Annotated in this window: 19 protein-coding genes, 2 tRNA genes and 1 pseudogene; 14 read left to right on the plus strand and 8 right to left on the minus strand. The window is 70.8% G+C overall.

Annotated features, from left to right (window positions below):
* The first annotated feature begins 59 nt into the window (after window positions 1–59).
* The 3 genes from KK087_RS11490 (at window position 60) to KK087_RS11500 (ending at window position 4,215) form a co-directional block, all read left to right on the plus strand.
* Entirely contained in the window at window positions 60–3,110 is a 3,051-nt protein-coding gene (locus tag KK087_RS11490; protein WP_307860043.1) for a UPF0182 family membrane protein, read from the plus strand.
* A 65-nt stretch (window positions 3,111–3,175) separates the two neighbouring features.
* A tRNA-Met gene (locus KK087_RS11495) sits at window positions 3,176–3,252 on the plus strand.
* Between the two features lie 123 nt (window positions 3,253–3,375).
* Window positions 3,376–4,215: a carbon-nitrogen hydrolase family protein gene (locus tag KK087_RS11500; protein ID WP_214565385.1), complete on the plus strand. Its 840-nt coding sequence runs from the start codon at window positions 3,376–3,378 to the stop codon at window positions 4,213–4,215.
* A gap of 31 nt (window positions 4,216–4,246) precedes the next feature.
* On the opposite strand, the gene KK087_RS11505 is transcribed toward KK087_RS11500, so the two are convergent.
* Complete coding sequence (locus KK087_RS11505) at window positions 4,247–5,455, minus strand: aminotransferase class I/II-fold pyridoxal phosphate-dependent enzyme (RefSeq protein WP_214565392.1); 1,209 nt, start codon at window positions 5,453–5,455, stop codon at window positions 4,247–4,249.
* A 193-nt stretch (window positions 5,456–5,648) separates the two neighbouring features.
* Here KK087_RS11505 and KK087_RS11510 point away from each other — a divergent pair, with 193 nt between their 5' ends.
* The 5 genes from KK087_RS11510 (at window position 5,649) to KK087_RS11530 (ending at window position 11,810) form a co-directional block, all read left to right on the plus strand.
* On the plus strand, window positions 5,649–7,562 hold the full coding sequence (locus tag KK087_RS11510) for a S1C family serine protease (protein WP_250901031.1): 1,914 nt from the start codon (window positions 5,649–5,651) through the stop codon (window positions 7,560–7,562).
* 183 nt (window positions 7,563–7,745) lie between these two features.
* Window positions 7,746–8,789: a glycosyltransferase family 2 protein gene (locus KK087_RS11515; RefSeq protein ID WP_214565395.1), complete on the plus strand. Its 1,044-nt coding sequence runs from the start codon at window positions 7,746–7,748 to the stop codon at window positions 8,787–8,789.
* Between the two features lie 4 nt (window positions 8,790–8,793).
* The gene (locus tag KK087_RS11520; protein ID WP_214565397.1) at window positions 8,794–9,615 is read left to right on the plus strand and encodes a CDP-alcohol phosphatidyltransferase family protein; all 822 of its coding nucleotides are present in this window, start codon (window positions 8,794–8,796) and stop codon (window positions 9,613–9,615) included.
* A complete protein-coding gene (locus KK087_RS11525) occupies window positions 9,612–10,535 on the plus strand; it encodes a glycosyltransferase family 2 protein (protein ID WP_439647646.1) in 924 nt (307 codons plus the stop codon). The genes KK087_RS11520 and KK087_RS11525 overlap by 4 nt, the downstream gene beginning before the upstream one ends.
* Window positions 10,536–10,577: 42 nt before the next feature.
* On the plus strand, window positions 10,578–11,810 hold the full coding sequence (locus KK087_RS11530; RefSeq protein WP_214565399.1) for a CDP-glycerol glycerophosphotransferase family protein: 1,233 nt from the start codon (window positions 10,578–10,580) through the stop codon (window positions 11,808–11,810).
* Between the two features lie 47 nt (window positions 11,811–11,857).
* Here KK087_RS11530 and KK087_RS11535 read toward each other — a convergent pair whose 3' ends face one another.
* The 4 genes from KK087_RS11535 to KK087_RS11550 all read right to left on the minus strand — a co-directional run bounded on the left by KK087_RS11535 (window position 11,858) and on the right by KK087_RS11550 (window position 14,611).
* Window positions 11,858–12,160 (minus strand): hypothetical protein, encoded by a 303-nt coding sequence (locus tag KK087_RS11535; protein ID WP_214529054.1) that lies wholly within the window; start codon window positions 12,158–12,160, stop codon window positions 11,858–11,860.
* Between the two features lie 117 nt (window positions 12,161–12,277).
* A complete protein-coding gene (locus KK087_RS11540) occupies window positions 12,278–13,048 on the minus strand; it encodes an ABC transporter ATP-binding protein (protein ID WP_214531675.1) in 771 nt (256 codons plus the stop codon).
* A complete protein-coding gene (locus KK087_RS11545) occupies window positions 13,048–13,872 on the minus strand; it encodes an ABC transporter permease (RefSeq protein ID WP_214531674.1) in 825 nt (274 codons plus the stop codon). Before KK087_RS11545 ends, KK087_RS11540 begins: the two co-directional genes overlap by 1 nt.
* Window positions 13,873–13,915: 43 nt before the next feature.
* Entirely contained in the window at window positions 13,916–14,611 is a 696-nt protein-coding gene (locus KK087_RS11550) for a phosphocholine cytidylyltransferase family protein (RefSeq protein WP_110862735.1), read from the minus strand.
* A 298-nt stretch (window positions 14,612–14,909) separates the two neighbouring features.
* On the opposite strand from KK087_RS11550, the gene KK087_RS11555 reads away from it, so the two are divergent.
* The 3 genes from KK087_RS11555 to KK087_RS11565 are packed head-to-tail and all read left to right on the plus strand — an operon-like array spanning window position 14,910 to window position 18,011.
* A complete protein-coding gene (locus KK087_RS11555; RefSeq protein WP_250901032.1) occupies window positions 14,910–16,151 on the plus strand; it encodes an ABC transporter ATP-binding protein in 1,242 nt (413 codons plus the stop codon).
* On the plus strand, window positions 16,127–17,698 hold the full coding sequence (locus KK087_RS11560; protein ID WP_214565401.1) for an ABC transporter permease: 1,572 nt from the start codon (window positions 16,127–16,129) through the stop codon (window positions 17,696–17,698). Before KK087_RS11555 ends, KK087_RS11560 begins: the two co-directional genes overlap by 25 nt.
* 52 nt (window positions 17,699–17,750) lie before the next feature.
* Window positions 17,751–18,011, plus strand: a complete 261-nt coding sequence (locus KK087_RS11565; RefSeq protein WP_099051947.1) for a DUF3039 domain-containing protein — start codon at window positions 17,751–17,753, stop codon at window positions 18,009–18,011.
* 190 nt (window positions 18,012–18,201) lie between these two features.
* Here KK087_RS11565 and KK087_RS11570 read toward each other — a convergent pair.
* Window positions 18,202–19,497 (minus strand): annotated as a pseudogene (locus KK087_RS11570) (nicotinate phosphoribosyltransferase); the annotation flags it as partial.
* Between the two features lie 188 nt (window positions 19,498–19,685).
* On the opposite strand from KK087_RS11570, the gene murI reads away from it, so the two are divergent.
* Genes murI through rdgB form a run of 3 tightly spaced genes read left to right on the plus strand, consistent with a single transcriptional unit; the run spans window position 19,686 to window position 21,855 of the window.
* Window positions 19,686–20,531: a glutamate racemase gene (murI, locus tag KK087_RS11575; protein ID WP_214531671.1), complete on the plus strand. Its 846-nt coding sequence runs from the start codon at window positions 19,686–19,688 to the stop codon at window positions 20,529–20,531.
* A complete protein-coding gene (gene rph, locus KK087_RS11580) occupies window positions 20,528–21,265 on the plus strand; it encodes a ribonuclease PH (RefSeq protein WP_111223806.1) in 738 nt (245 codons plus the stop codon). Before murI ends, rph begins: the two co-directional genes overlap by 4 nt.
* Complete coding sequence (gene rdgB, locus KK087_RS11585; RefSeq protein ID WP_214565405.1) at window positions 21,262–21,855, plus strand: RdgB/HAM1 family non-canonical purine NTP pyrophosphatase; 594 nt, start codon at window positions 21,262–21,264, stop codon at window positions 21,853–21,855. Before rph ends, rdgB begins: the two co-directional genes overlap by 4 nt.
* Before the next feature lie 132 nt (window positions 21,856–21,987).
* Here rdgB and KK087_RS11590 read toward each other — a convergent pair whose 3' ends face one another.
* A complete protein-coding gene (locus KK087_RS11590; RefSeq protein ID WP_214531669.1) occupies window positions 21,988–22,704 on the minus strand; it encodes a DedA family protein in 717 nt (238 codons plus the stop codon).
* A 142-nt stretch (window positions 22,705–22,846) separates the two neighbouring features.
* Window positions 22,847–22,927 (minus strand) — tRNA-Leu (locus KK087_RS11595).
* Window positions 22,928–23,192: the final 265 nt, after the last annotated feature.

Consider the following 23,192-nt stretch of genomic DNA (forward strand, 5'->3'; position numbering starts at 1 on the left):
GTCACTGACGGCCCGCCGCGAGCCGGGCCCGCCGGTCCGACACGTCTGGAGCACATCAAGTGACGACAACCTCGTCCACCTCGGGGCGGCGTTCGCCGCGGGTCCCCATCGTGGTCACGATCATCGTGCTGGCCGCACTGGTGATCGCCTTCTTCATCTTCGCCAGCCTGTACACCGACTACGCGTGGTTCGCGCAGCTCGGGTTCCAGCAGGTCCTCACGACCCGGTGGGTCGCCGGGACGCTGATGTTCCTGGCGGGCTTCCTCGGCATGGCCGTCCCGGTCTTCGTGAGCATCGCGCTCGCGTTCCGGTTCCGGCCGGTCTACGCGAAGCTCAACTCGCAGCTCGACCGCTACCAGCAGGTCATCGAACCGCTGCGGCGCGCCGTCATGATCGGCATCCCGGTCGTGCTCGGCATCTTCGCCGGGCTCTCGACCGCGGGGCGCTGGAGCATGGTCCTCGAGTACTTCAACCGCACGCCGTTCGGCAAGACGGACCCGCAGTTCGGCCTCGACATCGGGTTCTACGTCTTCGAGCTGCCGTTCTGGCGCTCGATCGTGGCCTACTCGTCCGCGGTCGTCCTCATCGCCGGTCTCGCCGCCCTCGCTGCGAGCTACCTCTACGGTGCGCTCCGCTTCGGCGGTCGTGAGGTCCGGATCTCCCGTGCCGCTCGGATCCAGCTCGCCGTCACGGCAGCGCTCTACGTCGCACTGCAGGCGGTCAGTCTCTGGCTCGACCAGTACGCAGCGCTGACGAAGTCGAACTCGCTCATCACCGGTGCCCAGTACACCGACGTGAACGCGGTCATCCCGGGGCGCGAGATCATGGCGGGCATCGCGGCGATCGTCGCCCTGCTCTTCATCGTCACCGCGGTGATCGGCCGCTGGCGCATCTCGATCGTCGGCACCGGTCTGCTGCTCGTCGCGGCGATCGTGATCGGCGGCATCTACCCGTGGATCGTCCAGCGTCTGCAGGTGAAGCCCTCGGAGCGCACCTTCGAATCCGCCTACATCGAGCGGAACATCAAGGCCACCCGTGACGCGTACGGCGTCGCCGGTGTCGAGGAGCAGAACTACGACGCCACGACCGAGGCGAGCTCCGGCGCCCTGGCGCAGGACGCCCAGACGACGGCGAACATCCGCCTCATCGACCCGAAGATCGTCTCCGACACGTTCAGCCAGCTGCAGCAGTACCGGCAGTACTACCAGTTCCCGGACGAGCTCGACGTCGACCGCTACGACGTCAAGGGCGAGACCGAGGACACCGTGATCGCGGTGCGTGACATCGACCTCGATGGCCTCAGCTCGGCCGCGAACACCCAGTACAACCGGGCGTTCGTCTACACCCACGGCTACGGCGTCACCGCGGCGTACGGCAACCAGCGCGCGAGCGACGGCAAGCCGGTGTTCCTCGAGTCGGGCATCCCCTCGAACGGCGCACTGGGCGACTTCCAGCAGCGCGTGTACTTCGGCGAGACCTCGCCGCCGTACTCGATCGTCGGTGCCCCGAAGGGCACGAAGGACGTCGAGCTCGACTACCCGGCCGGGTCCGACGACGCCAACGGCGGCAACGCGACCACGACGTACGCCGGCGACGGCGGTCCGAGCCTCGGCAACTTCTTCAACCGGCTCGTCTACGCCGCGAAGTTCCAGTCGGAGCAGGTCCTGCTCTCGAACGCGGTGAACAAGGACTCGCAGATCCTCTACGACCGCGACCCGATCACGCGCGTGCAGAAGGTCGCGCCGTACCTGACCGTGGACAGCGACGCCTACCCGGCGATCGTCGACCACCGCATCCAGTGGGTGGTGGACGGCTACACCACGAGCGACGCGTACCCGTACTCGCAGAGCCAGAGCCTGTCGGACAGCATCGCCGGCGCCGAGTCCTCGACCTACCGCACCGACCAGGTGAACTACATCCGGAACTCGGTCAAGGCCACGGTCGACGCGTACACGGGCAAGGTGACGCTGTACACCTGGGACACGAAGGACCCGGTCCTCAAGACCTGGCAGAAGATCTTCCCGACGTCGATGAAGCCGGTGTCGAGCATGAGCGCCGAACTCCTCGACCACGTGCGCTACCCGACCGACCTGTTCAAGGTGCAGCGCTCCATCCTCGGCACGTACCACGTGACGAACGCGAACTCGTTCTACTCGGGTGACGACGCGTGGAACACCCCGCAGGAACCGACGAGCACGGCGACGTCGGACAGCGACGCCGACACCGCGGCGACGTCGACCAACGCGCTCGGCGCGCAGACGACGACGACGGCCAGCAGGGCGAACCTGCAGGATCCGTACTACCTGACGATGAAGGTGCCGGGGCAGGGGACCGCGTACTCGCTGTACACGACCTACATCCCGCAGCAGTCGGCCGGGGCGAACAACCGCAACGTGCTGACCGGCTACCTGGCGGTGAACTCCGACGCGGGTGGTGCCGGCAAGGGCGAGAAGGCGTCGGGCTACGGCAAGCTCACGCTGTTGACGATGCCGAAGACCGACAACATCCCAGGTCCCGGACAGGTGCAGAGCCTCTTCAACGGTGACTCGACGGTGTCGCAGGAGCTCAACATCCTGAAGCGCGGCAACTCGACCGTGAAGCAGGGCAACCTGCTCACGCTCCCGGTCGGCGGTGGGTTCCTCTACGTGCAGCCGGTCTACGTCCAGTCGACCTCGAGTGGGTCCTACCCGCTGCTGCAGAAGGTCCTCGTGGCCTTCGGTGACAAGATCGCGTTCGAGGACACCCTCGACGAGGCGCTGAACTCGCTGTTCGGCGGCGACTCGGGTGCCGCGGCCGGCGACTCCGGCGCGAGCGGCAGCGGCTCCGGTTCAGGTTCCGGAAGCGGATCCGGCTCGGACACTGACACCGACACGGGCTCCGGCTCGGACACGGACTCGGGTTCGACCGGTGGGTCGACGGGTACGGGCACGGGTACGGGCACCGGCACGGTCGACAACGACGCCCTGCAGGAAGCCCTGGCCGACGCGAAGGACGCGCTGCAGGACCGCCAGGAGGCGTACGCCGACAACGACCTGGTGGCGGCGGCGGAAGCCGATCAGCGCCTCCAGGACGCGATCGAGGCAGCCACCGCAGCAGAGAACGGGAACTGAGACACACCGTGGCGGGACACTCGATTTGTGTCCCGCCACGGCCCCGTGTAGGCTTCTAAACGTGCCGCGGGGTGGAGCAGTTCGGTAGCTCGCTGGGCTCATAACCCAGAGGTCGTAGGTTCAAATCCTGCCCCCGCAACCAAGCGTCACATGAAGGCCCCGGTCCGACAGGACCGGGGCCTTCTTCGTACCCGAGAGCGCCGCAGCGTCCCGCGCCCCGTCCCCGGACGTCCGCCGGACACAGCCCCCCGGGTACGCTCGCGGCATGGCCACCCTCACCATCGCGGCGGCGCAGTTCGCCCCCGCGGACGATCCCGTCGCCAACCTCGACACCGTGCGCGCCGCCGCCGTGGATGCGGCAGCGCGCGGCGCGGACCTCCTCGTCACGCCCGAGTACACGTCGTACTTCACCGTGGACATCGACGACCGCTTCGTGGCCGCCGCGCAGCCCCTGGACGGGCCGTTCGTCTCCGGCCTCCGCGACGTCGCCCGCGAGACCGGCATCGCGCTGGTGGTCGGGGTCGCCGAGTCCGCGGACACTCCGGAGCGCTTCCGGAACACCCTGGTCGCCGTGCTCCCCACCGGTGAGCTCGCCGCGACGTACCGGAAGGTCCACCTCTACGACGCCTTCGGCTCGCGGGAGTCGGACCGCATCGAGTCGGGCGATCCCGAGCAGCTGCCGGTCTTCGAGCTCGGCGGGCTCCGCATCGGCCTCGAGACCTGCTACGACCTCCGCTTCCCCGAGGTCACCCGGCGGCTCGCGGCCCCGGAGCTCGGTGCGGTCGACGTCGTCGTGCTCCCCGCGGAGTGGGTACGCGGTCCCGGCAAGGAGCACCACTGGCGCACCCTGCTCACGGCCCGTGCCATCGAGAACACCGTCTGGGTGGTCGGGGTCGGACAGACGCCCCCGATCGGCGTCGGCGGGTCCGTCGTCCTCGACCCGTCCGGCGTCGCGGTCGCCTCGGCCGGCGCCACGCCGGGCACGCTCACCGCGACGGTCGACACCGCCGTCACCGACGCGGTCCGGCGGGTCAACCCGTCGCTGTCGCTCCGGCGGTACGACGTCACGCTGCGCGCCCAGCCGGGAGGCCCGGAGCAGCTCTGACGCATACGTGGCGTCCCGACGCGGTCGCGTCTCAGGCGCGGGGCCGCGCTCCGAGGGTCGCCAGGCGGGTGGCGGCGTCCTCGAGGACGCTCCGCCGCTTGCAGAACGCGAAGCGCACGAGGGACCGGTACCCGGCGACGCGGTCCGGTCGCACGAACGCCGAGACCGGGACGCCGGCGACCCCCGCCATCGCGGGCAGTTCGAGACAGAGTGCACGGGCGTCGTCGTACCCGAACGGCGCCGCGTCGGCGAGCACGAAGTAGCCGCCGTCGGGTCGCATCACGTCGAAGCCCGCTGTCCGCAGTCCGTCGGCGAGCAGCTCGTGCTTCGCGCGCAGGTCGGCCGCGATGCCGGTGAAGACCGCGTCTGGAAGGCGCAGGCCCACGGCGACGGCCGGCTGGAAGGGAGCGCCGTTCACGAACGTCAGGTACTGCTTGACCGTGGTGATCGCGTCGACGAGCGCCGGGGGAGCGGTGAGCCAGCCGATCTTCCAGCCGGTCGTGTTGAACGTCTTGCCGGCGCTCGACACCGACACGGTCCGCTCTGCGGCGCCGGGCAGGGTCGCGATGGGCGTGTGCGGGACGTCGAACGTCAGGTGTTCGTAGACCTCGTCCGTGATGATCACCGCGTCGCGCTCGGTGGCGAGGTCGACGACGGCCTGCAGGACCTCGGTGGGCAGGACTCGACCGGTCGGGTTGTGCGGGGTGTTCACGAGCACGGCGCGGGTGCGGTCGGTGAAGGCCGCACGGAGCGTGCGCTCGTCGGGCAGGAAGTCGGGCGCGCTGAGCGGGACCGTGACGTGCACGCCGCCGGCCAGCCGGATGAGCGCCCCGTAGGCGTCGTAGAACGGTTCGAAGGTGACCACCTCGTCACCGGGCTCGACCAGGGCGAGGAGCGTCGCGGCCAACGCCTCGGTGGCACCGGCCGTGACGAGGACCTCACGGTCGGGATCCACCTCGAGTCCGTACCACCGCTGCTGGTGTTCCGAAACGGCCGCTCGCAGGTCCGGGGTGCCCCGGCCGGGCGGGTACTGGTTCACGCCGTCGCGGATCGCCTGCACCGCGGCCTCGAGCACCTCGGCCGGGCCGTCCTCGTCGGGGAACCCCTGTCCCAGGTTGACCGCGCCGGTGCTGGCGGCGAGGGCACTCATCTCGGCGAACACCGTCGGTGCGGGGACCCCGTCCGGTCCGAGCAGCATCGCTCCGTCGGCGGCTCGCAGCCACGGTCCTGCCTGACGCATGTGGTTCCCCTCCCGTGCCGGCGACGACGTGTCGCGCTGAACGGACCCCAACCTAGCTGTCCGTCCAGCGGCGAACCGGGACACCGGCGTACAGGGCACGCATAAGATCGCCAGGGGTGGCTCGCAGCCTCGCCAGAAGGACCGCTCAGGTGCCTGCGACAGACTGCACGAGCTTGAAAGGAGCACGTCCAGCATGACCGACACCACGCCCAACGGGCAGGGCGACGACCGCCGTCCGGACGATGCGGCTCCGCCTGCCGCCAGTGAGGACGCCGCAGCAGCGGCCACGAGAGGGAACACGTCGATGCCGAACGACTCCGACCAGCAGGGCGACACGCCTCGCCCGCAGCAGAACGACGCGGCGAACGCCGACCACACGGACGCGATCCCGTCGTCGACGGACCACCCCACCGACCGCTACACCGCGCCGTACCCCGCCGTCTCCGGCGACGCCTCGAGCGCGCAACAGGGCGGCTACGGCCAGCAGACGTCGCCGTACGGCCAGCAGTCCCAGTACGGCCAGCAGGCCCAGAACCCCTACGGTCAGCAGAGCCAGAACCCGTACGGTCAGCAGCCCCAGAACCCGTACGGTCAGCAGAGCCAGAACCCGTACGGTCAGCAGGCCCAGAACCCCTACGGCCAGCAGGCCCAGCAGGCCCAGAACCCGTACGGTCAGCAGTCGCAGTACGGCCAGCCCGGCGGCGAACGCCCCCGCTACGGCGAGTACGCCCAGCCGACGTCATCGGCCGCTCCGACCTCGTCGTCCGAGTACGCCACCGCCTCGGCGCACGCCCCGCAGTCCGCCACGAGCGCCTTCGGCGACGTCGACGGCGCGAACCAGCGGAACGGCCACTACTTCAGCGACGACGCCTCCGGCGCGGCGACCACGACCACCAAGGACCGTTCCGGCCGGAACAGGCTCCTCCTGCCCATCATCGCTGCCGCGATCGCGGGCGGTCTGGTGGGCGGAGGTGCCGGCTGGGCCGTCTCCTCCAGCAACGACGGGGGCACCGTCGTGTCCTCCGGCTCCTCGCAGGGCGGCAACCTGACCGTCAACGACTACGACTCCGCCACCGTCGTCACCGCGGTGGCCGCACAGGCGACCCCGTCCGTCGTCACCATCAACGTGTCCTCGAGCAACGAGGCCGGCACCGGTTCCGGCGTGGTGATGAGCAAGGACGGCTACATCGTCACGAACACCCACGTGGTGACCCTCGACGGCGACAGCTCGAACGGCTCGATCCGGGTGACGACCTCGAACGGCAAGATCTACGCGGGCAAGCTCATCGGCACCGACCCGACCGTGGACCTCGCGGTCATCAAGATCGAGGCGACCGACCTCAAGCCGATGGAGTTCGCGGACTCCTCCAAGCTCAACGTCGGTGACACGGCCGTCGCGATCGGTGCGCCGCTCGGTCTGTCGAACACCGTCACGGACGGCATCGTGTCGACGCTGAACCGCAGCATCCAGGTCACCTCGAGCGCGCCGAGCGAAGGCGGCGACTCGAACGAGGGCGGCAACGGCGGCTCCGGCCCGTTCGACTTCTGGGGCAACGGTGACAACGGCAGCAGCTCGTCGGCGAACACCACCGTCTCGCTCCCGGTCATCCAGACCGACGCCTCGATCAACCCGGGCAACTCCGGTGGCGCGCTGCTCGACTCGAAGGGCCGCCTGATCGGCATCAACGTCGCCATCGCCTCGGCCGGCAGCTCGTCGTCGTCCGAGTCGGCGGCCGGCAGCATCGGCGTCGGCTTCTCGATCCCGTCGAACCTGGTCAAGCGCGTCGCGAACGAGATCAAGGACAACGGCTCGGCCACGCACGGCCTGCTCGGTGCCTCGGTCGGCGACGCCTCCGAGGACGCCACGGCCACCCAGACGGGCGCGCTCATCAAGTCCGTCTCCTCCGGCGGCGCAGCGGCGAAGGCCGGCCTGCAGAAGGGCGACGTGGTCACCAAGATCGGTTCGGCGACGGTCTCCGACGCCACCGACCTGACCGCGCAGGTGCGGTACTTCGCCGGCGGCGCCTCGACGACGATCAGCTACGTCCGCGACGGTCAGACCCGGCAGGCCGACGTGAAGCTCGGGACGTTCGACAGCAAGGGCTGATGCCACCACCAGACGGACAGGAGGCCCGGGGCACGACGTGCGCCGGGCCTCCAGTGCGTCCCGTGGTGCGTCGCGCGCCCGCGCAGGTGACTGGTTCGGCCTCTTGATAGGCTCATGGTCGCTCTGCGGGGCGGCACCGTCCCCGGTGCGTCCCGTGCCGCCAGCCAGCACCCCGAGGTACGCATGCAGTCAGACGGACAGCCCCTGCCGGGCGTCTCGTACGTGATGCCCGTGCTCAACGAGGTCACCGAGGTCCGGGCCGCCGTCGGCAGCCTGCTCGACCAGGACTACACGGGCCCCTTCGAGGTCATCCTCGCGCTCGGGCCGTCGATCGACGGCACGAACGAACTCGTCGCCGAGATGAGCGCCGCCGACCCGCGGATCCGCGCGATCGACAACCCGGTCGGATCGACGCCGGCCGGTCTGAACGTCGCGATCCGGGCGTCCGTCCACCCCGTCGTCATCCGCGTGGACGCGCACTCGGTGCTGCCCACCGACTACACGCGCATCGCGGTGCGCACGCTCCTCGACTCCGGCGCGGACAACGTCGGCGGAATCATGCGCGCCGAGGGCCGCACCCCCTTCGAGCGAGCCGTCGCCCTGGCCTACGGCAGCCGTGTCGGGCTGGGGGGCACGCCGCACCACGTCGGCGGCACCGCCGGGCCGGCCGAGACCGCCTACCTCGGCGTCTTCCGCCGGGAACGGCTCTTCGACGTCGGGCTCTTCGACGAGGGCATCAAGCGCGGGCAGGACTGGGAGCTCAACCGGCGGCTGCGGCAGACCGGTGGGACCGTCTGGTTCACGCCCGAGCTCGTCGTGACCTACCGGCCGCGGCCGAGCCTGAAGCGCCTGGTGCGGCAGTTCGTCGCCACCGGACTCTGGCGCGGTGAGCTCGCCCGCCGGTTCCCGGCCAACAACGGCCTGCGCTACTTCGTGCCGCCGGCGATGGTCGCGGCGATGGCCCTGGGCATCGTCGCGGGGCTCGTCGGGATCGTCGGCGCCGTCCTCGGCACCCCGCTCGCGTGGGCGCTGCTCGGGTTCGTCGTGCCCGCCGTCTACCTGCTCTTCGTCGTGCTCGGGTCGGTCGTGGTGGCGCGCCGCTCCGGGCTGCCGACGCTCCTCTGGCTGCTCGTCGTGCTGCCCTGCATCCACGTGGGCTGGGGGCTCGGGTTCATCATCGGGTTCCTGACCCGCACGTCCGAGCTGACCACCCACACGGGACGGTGACCGAATGACCGACCAGCCCACGACCGGCCGCGGATCCGCACGGCCGACCTCGATCGCCGAGCTCCGGGCCGTCGCCCAGCCGGACGAGGTCCGTGCCCGCGCCAACGCCGAGCACTGGACGGCCTCGCTGTACCTGCGAGACGTCTCGCCCTACCTGACCTGGGTGCTCCTGAAGACCCGCGTCAGCGCGAACCAGGTCACCGGCCTCATGATCCTGGTCGGCTGGAGCGTCGCGGCCGCCCTGCTGATCCCCGGGATCTGGGGTGCCGCGCTGGCGCTCGTGCTGGGCCAGCTGCAGATGCTCGTCGACTGCTCCGACGGCGAGGTCGCCCGGTGGCGCGGCACGAAGTCGCCGGCCGGGGTGTTCCTGGACAAGGTCGGGCACTACACGACCGAGGGGCTCATCCCGATCGCGCTCGGCATCCGGGCCGCCACCTGGCCGATCCACGACGCCGACTGGATGTGGACCACGATCGGCTGCGCGCTCGGCCTGGTCATCGTGCTGAACAAGGCGCTCAACGACATGGTGCACGTTGCTCGCGCCAACGCCGGCCTCGACAAGCTGGTCGACCGTCGGGACGCCTCGACCGCACCGTCGGGCCGCAAGCTCGCCTCGCTCCGCCGCCTGGCACGGTTCCTGCCGTTCCACCGCCTGTACCACTCGGTCGAGCTGAGCATGCTCGCGTTCGTCTTCGCCCTGCTCGCCCTGGTGATCGGCGATCCGCTGGCCAGCCGGATCCTGGTGGGCGCCCTGCTGCCGTTGGCCGTGCTGGCGACGGTCGGGCACTTCCTGGCGATCATCGCCTCGAAGCGGGTCAAGGCGTGACCGAGTCCCCGACCGTGCCCGGCACCGTCCGGCGCCACGCGGTGGTGCACCGCGAACGACCCCGCGTCGCCGTGGTGAGCCTGTCGCAGGGCACCCGGCCGGAGGACCTGCGTCGTGGCCTCGAGAGCGTGCTCGCGCAGCAGGGCGTCGAGCTCGACGTCGTCTGCGTCGGCAACGGCTGGGTGCCGACGGGCCTGCCCGACGGTGTCCGGGCGCTGGCCCTGCCCGAGAACGTCGGGATCCCAGCCGGGCGGAACGCCGGAGCCGAGACCGTCGACGGTGACTACGTGTTCTTCCTCGACGACGATGCCTCGGTGCCGTCGCCGACGTTCCTGCGGGACGCCGTCGCACTGTTCGAGCACGACCCGTCGCTCGGGCTCGTGCAGCCCCGCGTCGTCGACCCTGCCGGTGCTGCGAACCCCCGCCGCTGGGTGCCGCGCATCCGGAAAGGCGAGCCGGACCACTCGTCGCCGGTGTTCTCGGTGTGGGAAGGTGCGGTCGTCCTGCCCATGGACGTGTACCGGGCCGTCGGCGGCTGGGGCGCCGAGTACTTCTACGCCCACGAGGGCATCGAGCTCGCCTGGCGCGTGTGGGACGCCGGTCGTCGCACCTGGTACGCCGGAGACCTCGTCGCGCACCACCCCGCGATCGACCCGGCACGGCACACCGAGTACTACCGGCTGAACGCCCGGAACCGCGTGTGGCTCGCCCGCCGCAACCTGCCGGCGGTGCTGCGGCCGCTCTACGTGGGTTCGTGGGCCGCGATCCAGATCGCGCGCTGGTGGCGTCACCCGCGACGCCTGGCCACCTGGTTCGCCGGGATCCGTGAAGGATGGACGACCGACTGCGGGCCGGTGCGCCCGATGGGCTGGCTCACAGTCGCACGGATGACCATCGCAGGGCGGCCGCCGGTCGTCTGACCCGCCCGCCCCGTCACACCAGAGCAGACCCGGAGAAGGACCATGTCGATCATCAGCGACCTGCGGACCGCGCTGCGGCTCGTCGAGCGACTCCTGACGTCGCGCCGGAGCCGTCGGCAGCTCGCACGACGACTGCCGTCCGCCGCCCGGCCAGCGCCCGGATCGATCGAGATCGCGGTGTACTTCGCCGACGGCCCGGTCAACATGTACCAGGTGCGCCAGTGGTACGCGCCGCTGGCCGAGCTCGCGAAGACGCACCCGGTGGCGATCGTCTCGCGGAGCCCGGGCACCATGCTGACCCTGCTCGACGAGTCGCCCGTGCCCGCGGTCTACGCTCGGCAGGTGGTCGACCTCGAGCACTTCGTCGACACCCAGGCGCCGAAGGTGGTGCTGTACGTCAACCAGAACGCCCGCAACTTCCAGATGATGCGGTACGGGCGGATGTGGCACGTCTTCGTCAACCACGGCGAGAGCGACAAGATGTACATGACCACCAACCAGTTCAAGGCGTACGACTACGCCCTGATCGCCGGGGACGCCGCCCGCGATCGTCTGGCCGAGGCGCTGTGGGACTACGACCTCGACGCGCGGACCATCGCGATCGGTCGTCCGCAGGCGGATCACTTCGCCGGGGCGGCACCGTACCCGGACGACGACCGGACCGTGGTGCTGTACGCGCCGACGTGGGAGGGCGACCGGGGCGCCGCGGCGTACGGGTCGATCGCGTCCCACGGCACGACCATCGCGGAGCAGGTGCTCGCATCGCCCCGGCACCGTCTGGTGTACCGCCCGCACCCACGGAGCGGAGTGCTCGACCCGGCGTACCGCGCCGCGCACGAGCGGATCGTCGCGGCGATCACGGCCGCGAACGCCGCTGACCCGGCGGCACACCACCTGCACGACGACGGCGGCGACCTGGGCTGGCAGCTGGCGGACGCCGACGTGGCGATCACCGACATCAGCGCGATGATCTACGACCGGCTGGCGGTCGGCAAGCCGCTCATCGTCACGCGTCCGGTGTCGCCCGAGGCCGACGTCGACGAGCGCGGGTACCTGAGCGACGCCAACTGGCTGACCGCGGCCGATGCGCCGTCGGTGCTCGCCCGTGTGGACGCCGCTGCGAGCGACGCCGAGGAGCTCGCGCGCCTGCAGCACTGGGTCGTCCGGTACTTCGGCGACACGACCCCGGGGGTCGCGACGAGGCGGTTCCACGCGGCTGTCGAGTGGCTGCTGGAGCGGTGGCGGACCGTCGCCGCCGAGCGCGACGGGCGCTGACGGTCGGTCGGCAAGCCGGCCCGTCCCCGCCGGCGCCCGGAACGGCGTCACGGCTGCAGACCGGGCCCGACGAGTGACATCCGCCAGAGGTACTCGGACCGGTCCGGTCGTCGCCACCGCACGATGACGACCCCGGTGTCCTCGGGGTCCGCGCCGAAGACCGCGAGTGACAGCGACCGGCCCGGTTCGAGTCGGCGCACCGCGAGCGGTGGGCAGTAGCCGTTGCCGAGGTGGGTGAGGGAGAGTCCGTCGACCGGCTCGGGGCCGGTGTTGACGAGGTCGTACCGACGCGGGGCGTGCGATCGGTCGACGGCGAACGGGACGGCGTACGCGGTTGGTGGGTGGTGCATGGGGGGAACGCTAGGGGGAGGGTCTGACGGTGGGCCCCCGGGAGCGACCACGAGGGGCCGGGGTTGTGGAGGGAGCCCGCGGCACCCGTGTTCGTGCAGGGGGAGTACCCCGGCCGATCAGGAGCCGTAGTCCGCCGCGTACCGGGCCAGCGCGGCGTCGATGGTGTCGTCGAGCTGCAGCCGGCCCTTGTCGAGGTACAGGCCGCGGTCGCAGAAGCGACGGAGGTCCTTGTCGTTGTGCGACACGAAGAACAGCGTCCGGCCGCCGGCCAGGAGCTCCTCGATGCGCTTGTAGCACTTCTCGCGGAAGGCCTTGTCGCCCACGGCCAGCACCTCGTCGACGAGGATCACCGGCTCGTCCAGCCGGGAGATCACCGCGAACGCGATGCGGACCTTCATGCCGCTCGACAGGTGCTTGTAGGGGGTGTCGACGAAGTCAGCGATCTCGGCGAAGTCGATGATCTCGTCGAAGGCGTCGCGGATCTCGGCGCGTGACATCCCGTGCAGGCCGGCCGTCAGGTAGACGTTGTCGCGCACCGTCAGGTCGCCGACGAAGCCACCGGTGATCTCGATGAGCGGTGCGACGCCGGCACCCACGTCGATGCGGCCCTCGTCCGGCAGCATGACCTGGGCCACGAGCTTCAGGAGGGTCGACTTGCCCTGCCCGTTGCGACCCACGACACCGATCGCCTCGCCCGGGCGGACGTCGAAGGACACGTTGCGGAGCGCCCAGAACTCGTCTGCGCGCTTGCGGCGGCCACGTCCGGCGAACAGGTCCTTGAAGTTCCGGCTCGCCCGGCGGTTGCGCTTGAAGCAGATGCCGGCGTCGCGCACGGAGATGACCGGGGCGACGGTCTCGGTGCGGCGGGTCTGGTCGGTCGCGGTCATCACAGCTCCTTCAGCACGCGGTGCTCGCTGCGACGGAACACCGCGAAGCCGATGACGAGGACGATGCCGGTCACGACCACCGAGGCCCCGACCTCGAGCCAGTCGAGCTGGCCGGGGAAGAAGGCCGCGCGGTACATGCCGAAGATGCCGGTGAGCGGGTTGATCGCGGCGATGTCGCGCAGGGCGGAGGGGAGCGCGTGCGTGCCGTAGATGATCGGCGACGCGTAGAACAGGAAGCGCAGCACGAGCTTGGTCGCACGCTCCAGGTCGCGGAAGAAGACGACGAGCGGGGCGACGATGAGCCCCAGCCCGTAGACCAGCGCACACTGCAGCACGATCGCCAGCGGGAAGAACACGACCTGCCAGTGCAGGTGTGCTCCGGTCGCGATCGCGAAGGCCGCCAGGACCGGCAGGCTCAGCAGGAACTCGATGCCCTTCGACGCGACGATCCGGGCCACCCAGATGGTGCGGGGGATCGTCGTCGAGCGGATCAGCTTCGATTCCTTGATGAACGCCCGGGTGGAGTCCGAGACACCCCCGGTGAACCACATCCACGGCAGCAGCGCGGACAGCAGGAACACGATGTACGGATCTTCACCGACCGACCCGCGGTGGAACACCTGCGTGAAGACGAACCAGTAGATCCCCGACATCACGAGCGGGTCGAGGATCGACCAGACGTAGCCGAGCGCCGACGTCGAGTACCGGACCCGGAGGTCGCGGACGGTCAGCAGCCAGAGGGCCTGACGATAACGCCGACCGGCGCTCCGGGGCGTCGCGGGTGCGGCAGCCGCGGGCGCGGTCGGCGCACTCGCTGTGGTCACGGTTTCCCTTCGGGCGGAACCGCCGAGGGGTCCTGACGGTGGATCAGGCGAACAGGTTGTTCGCGCGCTCGAGGTCCTCGGCGAAGTCGATCTCGACCGCGTACAGGTCGGAGATGTCGATCGGCGTCCAGCGTAGCCCGTCCTCGGCGATGGCAGCTTCGATGCCGCCCTCGAAGTACTCCTGGTCGTCGACGCGCCCGAGCTGGCGGATGAGGGCCTGCTTGTCGGCAGCGGAGACGTAGTTGATCCCGACGGCTTCGCCGAGGCCACCGACGACCTGCTTGGAGAGCTTGTGGATGAAGCCTTCGGCGTCGACCGTGTACTTGACCTCTTCGTCGGAGACCTTGTCGGTGTTGACGCTGACGAAGGAACGGCCCTCGTCGATCATGTCGGCCGCGCGGACGAGCGCCATCGGGTCGAAGACCACGTCGCCGTTCATCCAGAGGACACCGCTCTTGCCGGTCGCCTTGAGGGCGCGCAGCAGGCTCTTCGAGGTGTTGGTGGAGTCGTAGGACTCGTTGTAGACGAAGTTCGCGTCGGGGAATGCCTCGACGATGTGCTCCGACTTGTAGCCGACGACGATCGTCACGCGGGCGCTCGAGCCGAACGCGGCGCGGATGTTGTCGAACTGCTGCTGCATGATGGTGCGGCCGTCGCTGAGCTCCGTGAGCGGCTTCGGCAGGCTGCGGCCGAGGCGGCTGCCCATCCCCGCTGCGAGGATCACGATCTGCGTGGTCATGCTGGTCCCTTCTGGTGTCCGCCCGCGCACCCTGGGGTACGGGCGGGCCTCGTCGAGTCTGCGCTTCCAACGTCCGAGTTGCCCGAGAACCGATCGCGTCGACGTGGGACGTCGGTGCGAGGAGGCCGCCGGGATCGCCTGCTGGAGCAGGTTTCCAAGTGGTGAACACTCCTTCGTGCCCTGGTGAATGATACGGAAACACCCCCTCGTGGGGTACGGGTCTGCGCGCTTCGTACTCAATTCGTGACCCTGGGCAGCACGGTTCCCGCCGCGCGGAGAGCGTTGGTACGGTGGGTCGATGCCAGCCCGCGCGGAGAACGAGGACGTGTACGCCACGGCCGACGCTGCCTGGATGACCGAAGCGGGGGACGCCGACGAGGCGGACGCCGCGGCTGCGCAGGACGACGCAGTCGACGACGACACGGGGGACACGGATGCGGACGACGCCGCCACTGATCACGCGATGACCGACGACACGACGGCCACCCGTACCGACGACACGACGGACACCCGTACCGACGACACGACGGACACGCTCGGCGGCGACGCGACGCCCACCGTGCCGCGCCCCGCGAAGGCGCGTGCCGGCAAGGGACGCACCAAGCGCCCGGCGAAGGCCGACGCTCCGACCGGCGCCGTGCCTCCCGTCCCGGTTGCGGACGACGACGTGACGGACGCCGGAAGCGCGACCGACGTCGACACCGCCGCCACGGCAGCCGCGCCCCCGGCGAAGAAGCGCGCACCGCGCACCGCCGCGCCCAAGCAGCCGCAGAAGCTCCAGCCCGTCGTGCTCGCCGCGAGCGGACTCGTCAAGCGGTACGGGCAGACCCTGGCCGTCGACGAGGTCGACCTCGAGATCCGGCAGGGTTCGATCTTCGGCGTCGTCGGACCGAACGGCGCCGGCAAGACGACGACCCTGTCGATGATCACCGGACTGCTCCGCCCCGACGCCGGATCGGTGACCGTGCTCGACCACGACGTCTGGGCCGACCCGACCGCGGCGAAGCGCAGTCTCGGTGTCCTGCCCGACCGGCTCCGCCTGTTCGACCGGCTGACCGGCGCGCAGCTCCTCTACTACTCGGCCACGCTCCGCGGGCTCGACGGGGCCACCGCCCGCCAGCGCAGCGACGACCTCGCCGAGGCCTTCGGGCTGGGCGAGGCACTGGGCCGCCAGGTGGCCGACTACTCCGTCGGCATGGCGAAGAAGATCGCCCTGGCCGCCACCCTCATCCACTCACCGCGGGTGCTCGTGCTCGACGAGCCGTTCGAGTCGGTCGACCCCGTCAGCGCGGCAACGATCACGGACATCCTCCGCCGGTACACCCGGGGCGGCGGCACCGTCGTGCTGTCGAGCCACTCGATGGAGCTGGTCCAGCGCACCTGCGACTCGGTCGCCATCATCGTCGGCGGCAAGGTCCTCGCCTCCGGCACCATGGCCCAGGTCCGAGGGCGCAAGAGCCTCGAGGACAAGTTCGTCGAACTCGCCGGCGGACGTGTCGTCGCAGAGAGCATGGAATGGTTGCACAGCTTCTCCGGCTGAGGGCGGACCTGCTCGCGGGGGAGGTCCGCGGCACCGCCCGCCGGTCCGTCGCCGTCGTGCTCGGCAGCCTCGCCGGACTCCTCGCCGCCGTGTTCGTCGCTGCGCAGACCATCGCGCTCGGCAGCGCCGACCCGGACGTCGCCCGTGCCGTCGTCGTGCCCGTCGGCACCCTGATCACGTTCGGGTTCACGGTCGTGCCGCTCGTCGTCGGCCGGAGCGACCAGCTCGACCCGCGTCGCTTCACCGTGTTCGGCATCGAACGACGTCGACTCGCGGTCGGGCTCGTCGTGGCCGGTCTCGTCGGCATCCCGGTCATCGGGGTGGTCGTCGTCGCGGTCGGCCAGGTCGTCGCCTGGGCCCGCGACCCAGGGCTCGCACTGCTCGCGGTCGTCGGCGGGCTGCTCGCCGTCGCGACCTGCGCGCTCCTGGTCCGCGTCTGCTGCACCGTCGGTTCGCGGCTGATCGGCCCGGACCGCTCCCGCGACGCCGGGTGGCTCGTCGCACTCGTCATCATCGCGCTCTCGATCCCGACGGTGGCGCTGCTGCTGCGCGTCGACTGGCTCGACCCGCAGGGCGCCGAGATGCAGCGCGTCGCGGACGTCGCCGGGTGGACGCCGTGGGGCGCCGCCTGGGCCGTGCCCGCCGAGGTCGCGAGCGGCCACGTCGGCACCGGGGTCCTCAAGCTGCTCGTCGCGGTCGCCGTCGTCGCCCTCCTCGCCTGGGCGTGGTGGTCGCTCGTCGGCCGTGCCCTCGAGACCGTCGACGACCGGGCCCGGACCCGCCGCTACCAGGGCCTCGGCTGGTTCGACCGGTTCGGGTCGGCCCCGGTGTCCGCCGTCGCGGCCCGGGCGCTCACGTACTGGGTGCGCGACCCGCGCTACCGCGCGTCCTACCTGATCATCCTGCTGGTGCCGATCGTCGTCATCCCGCTCGGCGTCGCCGGGGTGCCGTGGCAGTGGACGGCCCTCGTGCCGCTGCCGCTGATGGCCCTGATCGCCGGGTTCCTGCCGCACAACGACGTCTCCTACGACAACACCGCCGTCTGGTTGCACGTGGCCTCGGGAGCACCGGGGTGGAGCGACCGGCTCGGTCGGGTCGTGCCCGTGCTCGTCGTGGGCGCACCGGCGATCGTGGCCGGAGCCGCGCTGTCCGCTCGGCTGTTCGGTGACTGGGCGGCGTTCCCGCTCCTCATCGGGGTGAGTGCGAGCGCGCTGCTGTCCGGCCTCGGGCTGTCGAGTGTCCTGTCCGTGCTCATGCCGTACCCGACCGTCCGACCGGGCGACCACCCCTTCCAGCAGCCGCAGGCCGCAGGCGTCACCGCCACCGTGGCGCAGGCGTCCATGGTGATCGGCATCGTGCTCTGCACGGTCCCCGCCGCCTGGCTCGCGGTGCTCGCCGCCGTGCAGGGTCCGGAACCCTGGTCGGTGCTGACGCTCCTGGTGGGCATCGGGGTCGGTGCCGTCGTGCTGGTGATCGGCGTCGCCGCCGGCGGTCGCCTGTTCGACCGTCGCGGCCCCGACCTGCTCGCGGCGGCGCAGCGCAACTAGCAACCCGACCAGGAGCAACGCGCCCGAGGGCAGACCGTCGTACCCTGGTTGCATGAGCATGACGGAACCAGGCGGCGGCCTCGACGTGATGGACCGGGAGCTCGAGAAGCTCCTCGAAGACGAAGCGATCGAACCCGGTGACCACGAGCGGTTCTCGCACTACGTCAAGAAGGACAAGATCCTGCAGTCGGCCCTGTCCGGCAAGCCGGTGAAGGCCCTGTGCGGCAAGAAGTGGATCCCGGGTCGCGACCCGGAGAAGTTCCCGGTCTGCCCGGACTGCAAGGCGATCTACGAGAAGATGAAGGCCGAGTAGACGCGACCAGCAGACGGACGGGAGGCCCGTGGCGACGCCGCCACGGGCCTCCCGTCCGTCGTCTGCGCTGCTGGTCGCACATCGTGAGCAGAAAAGGTCGGGTCGCCCTGGGACACCCGACCATTTCTGCTCACGAAGCGGCGATGCGCCGCGATGCGCCGCGACGCACACGCGTGCGTGCGTGCGTGCCCTAGATCACCAGGGTCGGGATGACGGGGTCGCCGCGACCGATGCGCGACGCATCGGCGGGCAGCTCCGCCTTCGCGCGCTTGTGGTGCGCGCGTGCGGCCTCGACCCCCTGCGTGCCGAGGAACGCCGGGTCGACCTCGCCGCCGGTGACCACGGGGACCAGCAGCGGCCGCTCGTCCGGGCCGACCTGCGCGCCGGTGAGCACGATCTCGGCGGTGGCGACGCCGTTGCGGAGCCGTCGGCCCGCCTCCTTCCGGCCGCCGATCGACGCCTTGTCGGCCGACTTCTTGGCGACGGGGACCCAGTCGCCGCCGTCGGCGTCCCGGTGTGCGACGAGCTTGAACACCATGCCGGCGGCCGGGTGGCCGGAGCCCGAGACGACCGACGTGCCGACGCCGTACGAGTCGACCGGGGCGGCCCGGAGCGCGGCGATCGTGTACTCGTCGAGGTCGTTCGTCACCGTGATCTTCGTGCCCGTCGCCCCCAGGCGGTCGAGCTGCGCGCGCACGGCCGCGACGACGGACGGCAGGTCGCCGCTGTCGATCCGGACGCCGCCGAGCTTGCCGTCGGTGAGCCGGACGGCCGTCTCGACCGCGGCCTCGATGTCGTAGGTGTCGACGAGCAGGGTCGTGCCGCTGCCGAGCGCGTCGAGTTGCGAGCGGAACGCCTGCTCCTCGGAGTCGTGCAGCAGCGTGAAGGCGTGTGCGGCGGTGCCCATCGTCGGGATGCCCCAGGTGCGCCCCGCCTCGAGGTTGCTCGTCGCACCGAACCCGGCGATGTACGCGGCTCGGGCCGCGGCGACGGCGTTCCACTCGCCCGTGCGGCGGGAGCCCATCTCGGCGAGGGGGCGGCCGTCGGCGGCGGAGACCATGCGGGCGGCGGCCGAGGCGATCGCGGAGTCGGCGTTGAAGATGCTCAGCGCGAGCGTCTCGAGCACGACGGCCTCGGCGAAGGTGCCCTCGATCTGCAGGATGGGGGAGTTCGGGAAGTACACCTCGCCCTCGCGGTAGGCGCGGACGTCGCCGCGGAACCGGTAGTCGGCGAGCCACGCGGCGGTGCCGGAGTCGATGACGCCGCGGTCGCGCAGGAAGCCGATCTCCTCGTCGCCGAAGCGGAAGTCACCGAGTGCGGTGAGGAAGCGTCCGAGCCCGGCTGCGACGCCGTACCGGCGCCCGTCGGGCAGCCGCCGGGCGAAGACCTCGAAGACGCATCGGCGGTTCGCGGTCCCGTCCTTCAGGGCGGCGTCCACCATGGTGAGTTCGTACTGGTCGGTGAGGAGCGCGCTGGTCACGTCTCCGACACTAGTGACGTGACGGTGGGGAGGCCCGGATCACCTCGGCCGCCCGGTGTCACGGTTCGGTCCGTGCGAGGTTCCGTACTCGGTGGTACCCGCCGAGGGTCGCACCGAGTCCGGAACCTCGCACGGCGCGTGGGCGGACCTCGCACGGTGCGAGGGTCCGGGGCGAGCGTCGGTACGCTGGTGCCGTGACGGATGCACCGATCGGAGTCTTCGACAGCGGGGTCGGCGGCCTCACCGTGGCCCGCGCCATCATCGACCAGCTCCCGCGCGAGAGCATCCGGTACGTCGGGGACACCGTGCACTCGCCGTACGGCCCGAAGCCCATCGCGGACGTCCGCCGCTACGCGCTCGAGGTCATGGACGACCTGGTCGAGCAGGGCGTGAAAGCCCTGGTGATCGCCTGCAACACCGCCTCGTCCGCCGTGCTCCGCGACGCTCGCGAACGGTACGAGCAGGCGTACGGCATCCCGGTGGTCGAGGTCATCCAGCCCGCCGCCCGCGCCGCCGTCAAGCAGACCCGCACGGGCCGCATCGGGGTCATCGGTACCGTCGGCACCATCGCGTCGCGCGCCTACGAGGACGCCTTCGCGGTCGCCGCCGACGTCAGGCTCACCACCGCCGCGTGCCCACGGTTCGTCGAGTTCGTCGAGGCCGGGGACACCTCGTCACCGTCCCTGCGCGAGATCGCGGCCGGGTACCTCGACCCGATCCGTGCCGCCGACGTCGACACCCTCGTGCTCGGCTGCACCCACTACCCGCTCATGTCCGCCGCGATCCAGTTCGTCATGGGCCCGGAGGTCACGCTCGTCTCCAGCGCCGAGGAGACCGCGAACGACGTCTACCGACGGCTCGTGGAGCACGGGCTCGAGCGCACCGCGACCACCGCCCCGACGTACTCGTTCGAGGCGACGGGCGACGACAAGAACGGTTTCATCCGGCTCGCCCGGCGCTTCCTCGGTCCCGAGGTCTCGAGCGTCGGCCACCTCCAGACGGGGGCCATCACGCTGCCCCGCACCGAAAGGACCCCATGACCGACACACTCCGCGTCGACGGCCGCACCGCCACCGACCACCGTCCCGTCACCATCGAGCGGGGGTGGAGCACGCAGGCCGAGGGCAGCGCGCTCATCTCGTTCGGCAACACGAAGGTGCTCTGCACCGCCTCCTTCACGAACGGCGTGCCGCGCTGGCTCGCCGGCAAGGGCACCGGCTGGGTCACCGCCGAGTACTCGATGCTGCCGCGGTCGACGAACGAGCGCATGCAGCGTGAGTCCATCAAGGGCAAGGTCGGCGGGCGCACGCACGAGATCTCCCGGCTGATCGGCCGCTCGCTCCGTGCCGTGGTCGACACCAAGGCGCTCGGCGAGAACACCCTCGTCATCGACTGCGACGTGCTGCAGGCCGACGGCGGCACCCGCACGGCGTCGATCACCGGCGCGTACGTCGCGATGGCGGACGCGATCGAGTGGGGCCGCGCGAAGGGCTTCATCGCGAAGAAGGCCACCCCGCTCACCGACAGCGTGCAGGCGATCTCGGTCGGCATCGTCAAGGGCGAGCCGATGCTCGACCTCGCCTACACCGAGGACTCCGCCGCCGACACCGACATGAACATCGTCACGACCGGGTCGGGCAAGTTCATCGAGGTGCAGGGCACGGCCGAGCACGCCCCGTTCGACCGTGACGAGCTGAACGTCCTGCTCGACCTCGGCCTGGCCGGCAACCAGTCGCTCGCCGCGATCCAGCGTTCGGTCCTGGGTCTGGCGTGACGTCCCGCGAGGTGGTGCTGGCCACCCACAACCAGGGCAAGGTCGTCGAGCTGCGTGAGATCCTCGGGTCGGCGTTGGGCGAGGGCGTCGAACTCGTCGGGTACGACGGCCCGGAGCCGGTCGAGGACGGCGACAGCTACGCCGCGAACGCCCTGATCAAGGCCCGCGCCGCGGTCGCCCACACGGGGCTGCCGGCGCTCGCCGACGACTCCGGGATCGCCGTCGACGCCCTCGGCGGGGCACCGGGCATCCACTCGGCCCGGTACGCCGGGACCCGGTCGGACGCCGACAACATCGCGCTGCTGCTCGCCAACATGGAGGGCGTCGTCGAGCGCACCGCCGCCTTCGTCTGCGCCGCCGCGTTCGTCACGCCCGACGGCCAGGAGCACGTGGTCGAGGCCGTCTGGAACGGCGAGGTCCTGACCGAGCCCGTTGGTGACGGCGGGCACGGCTACGACCCGGTGTTCCGGCCGGACGACGCCGATCGCTCGTCGGCGGAGCTCAGCCGCGACGAGAAGAACGCGCTGTCGCACCGCAGCAAGGCGTTCCGAGGCATCGCGCCGATCGTGCGGGAGCACTTCGGCGTCTGACGCGCTTTCCGATCTGCACAACCACAGTCGCCCCGAACCACGGAAGTCCGTGGTTCGGGGCGACTTCGGTTGTGCGCGGGCCCGACGAGCGCCGACGGACGGGTGCCAGCGCCCCGTGGAGGCGCGGCGCGGTCAGACGGTCGGGTCGACCGTCGGAGCGGTCGGGGCCGTGGTGGCCTCGGCGTCGTGCGCGTGCTTCGCCTTGCGGGCGTTGCGCAGGTACGTCAGCGCCATCGGCACGACGGTCACGACGACCGCGGCCAGCAGGATGATGTCGATGTACTCGCGGACGATGTGCGCCACGAACGGGATGTGCCCGATGAAGTACCCGAGGAACGTCACGCCGACACCCCAGACGACGGCGCCGATCGCGTTGTAGAGCGAGTACTTCTTGTAGTTCATCCGGCCGACGCCCGCGGCGATCGGGGCGAAGGTGCGGACGACCGGCACGAAGCGGGCCAGGATGACCGCGGCGGGACCGAAACGGTGGAAGAACGCGTTGGTACGGTCGACGTTCTCCTTCGAGAACAGACCGCTGTCCTTCCGCTCGAAGATCGGTGGCCCGGCCTTCTTGCCGATGTAGTAGCCGAGCTCGCCGCCGAGGAACGCCGCGACCCCGATCATCAGCGCCGCGATCCAGATCGGGATGCCGCCGATCTCGCCGCCGCGGTCGAAGGCGAACAGGCCGGTGATGACCAGCAGGCTGTCGCCGGGGAAGATGAAGCCGATGAGCAGCCCGGTCTCGGCGAACACGATCGCGCACACCACGAGCACGGCGATGGCCCCGAAGTGGTCGAGGATGTACTGCGGATCGAGCCACGGGATCAGGGCGAGTGCGACGGAGTGCATGGTTCTTCCGGTCGTGGAGGCGGGGTCACGGGAGACTCCCGCGGGATGAGGGTACCGCCCGGAGGTGACGCGGCCATCCCCCGCTGGGCTGACCCGCTCGAGGCGTGCGGATGACCGCAACGGTGCGGAAGGAGGGACTCGGTGCGGAAGGAGGGACTCGAACCCTCACGCCTGGGGCACAGGAACCTAAATCCTGCGTGTCTACCGATTCCACCACTCCCGCGAGCAGCGGCAGTCTACCGAGCGCGGCGTGCGGGGCGGACGTGCGCCGGGCCTCCAGGCCGTGGGACGCACCGTGCGCCGGACGCGACCCGGTGCGAGGTTGGTGGCTGGGTGCGGCGCGGTAGGTGTGCACGGAGCGGTCAACGGCGCACGGGTTGACGGACTCCGCACGGTGCGGTGCCGGTGCGATGCGCGGCGGACGCGCACGCACGGTGCGCGGGCCGCGATGTGGTGCCGGGCTGGTGGCTGGGTGCGGTGCGGTAGGT

Source organism: Curtobacterium aurantiacum (assembly GCF_018598555.1).
Taxonomy (GTDB): Bacteria; Actinomycetota; Actinomycetes; order Actinomycetales; family Microbacteriaceae; genus Curtobacterium; species Curtobacterium aurantiacum.

Bases quoted from the DNA above. Each gene is read 5' to 3' on its own strand.
- KK087_RS11515 (WP_214565395.1), top strand. From the start codon at position 7,746: ATGCAGTCAGACGGACAGCCCCTGCCGGGCGTCTCGTACGTGATGCCC.
- KK087_RS11555 (WP_250901032.1), top strand. From the start codon at position 14,910: ATGCCAGCCCGCGCGGAGAACGAGGACGTGTACGCCACGGCCGACGCT.
- KK087_RS11505 (WP_214565392.1), bottom strand. From the start codon at position 5,455: ATGCGTCAGGCAGGACCGTGGCTGCGAGCCGCCGACGGAGCGATGCTG.
- KK087_RS11510 (WP_250901031.1), top strand. From the start codon at position 5,649: ATGACCGACACCACGCCCAACGGGCAGGGCGACGACCGCCGTCCGGAC.
- KK087_RS11560 (WP_214565401.1), top strand. From the start codon at position 16,127: ATGGTTGCACAGCTTCTCCGGCTGAGGGCGGACCTGCTCGCGGGGGAG.
- KK087_RS11520 (WP_214565397.1), top strand. From the start codon at position 8,794: ATGACCGACCAGCCCACGACCGGCCGCGGATCCGCACGGCCGACCTCG.
- KK087_RS11530 (WP_214565399.1), top strand. From the start codon at position 10,578: ATGTCGATCATCAGCGACCTGCGGACCGCGCTGCGGCTCGTCGAGCGA.
- KK087_RS11565 (WP_099051947.1), top strand. From the start codon at position 17,751: ATGAGCATGACGGAACCAGGCGGCGGCCTCGACGTGATGGACCGGGAG.
- KK087_RS11590 (WP_214531669.1), bottom strand. From the start codon at position 22,704: ATGCACTCCGTCGCACTCGCCCTGATCCCGTGGCTCGATCCGCAGTAC.
- rph (WP_111223806.1), top strand. From the start codon at position 20,528: ATGACCGACACACTCCGCGTCGACGGCCGCACCGCCACCGACCACCGT.
- KK087_RS11540 (WP_214531675.1), bottom strand. From the start codon at position 13,048: ATGACCGCGACCGACCAGACCCGCCGCACCGAGACCGTCGCCCCGGTC.
- KK087_RS11535 (WP_214529054.1), bottom strand. From the start codon at position 12,160: ATGCACCACCCACCAACCGCGTACGCCGTCCCGTTCGCCGTCGACCGA.
- KK087_RS11550 (WP_110862735.1), bottom strand. From the start codon at position 14,611: ATGACCACGCAGATCGTGATCCTCGCAGCGGGGATGGGCAGCCGCCTC.
- KK087_RS11500 (WP_214565385.1), top strand. From the start codon at position 3,376: ATGGCCACCCTCACCATCGCGGCGGCGCAGTTCGCCCCCGCGGACGAT.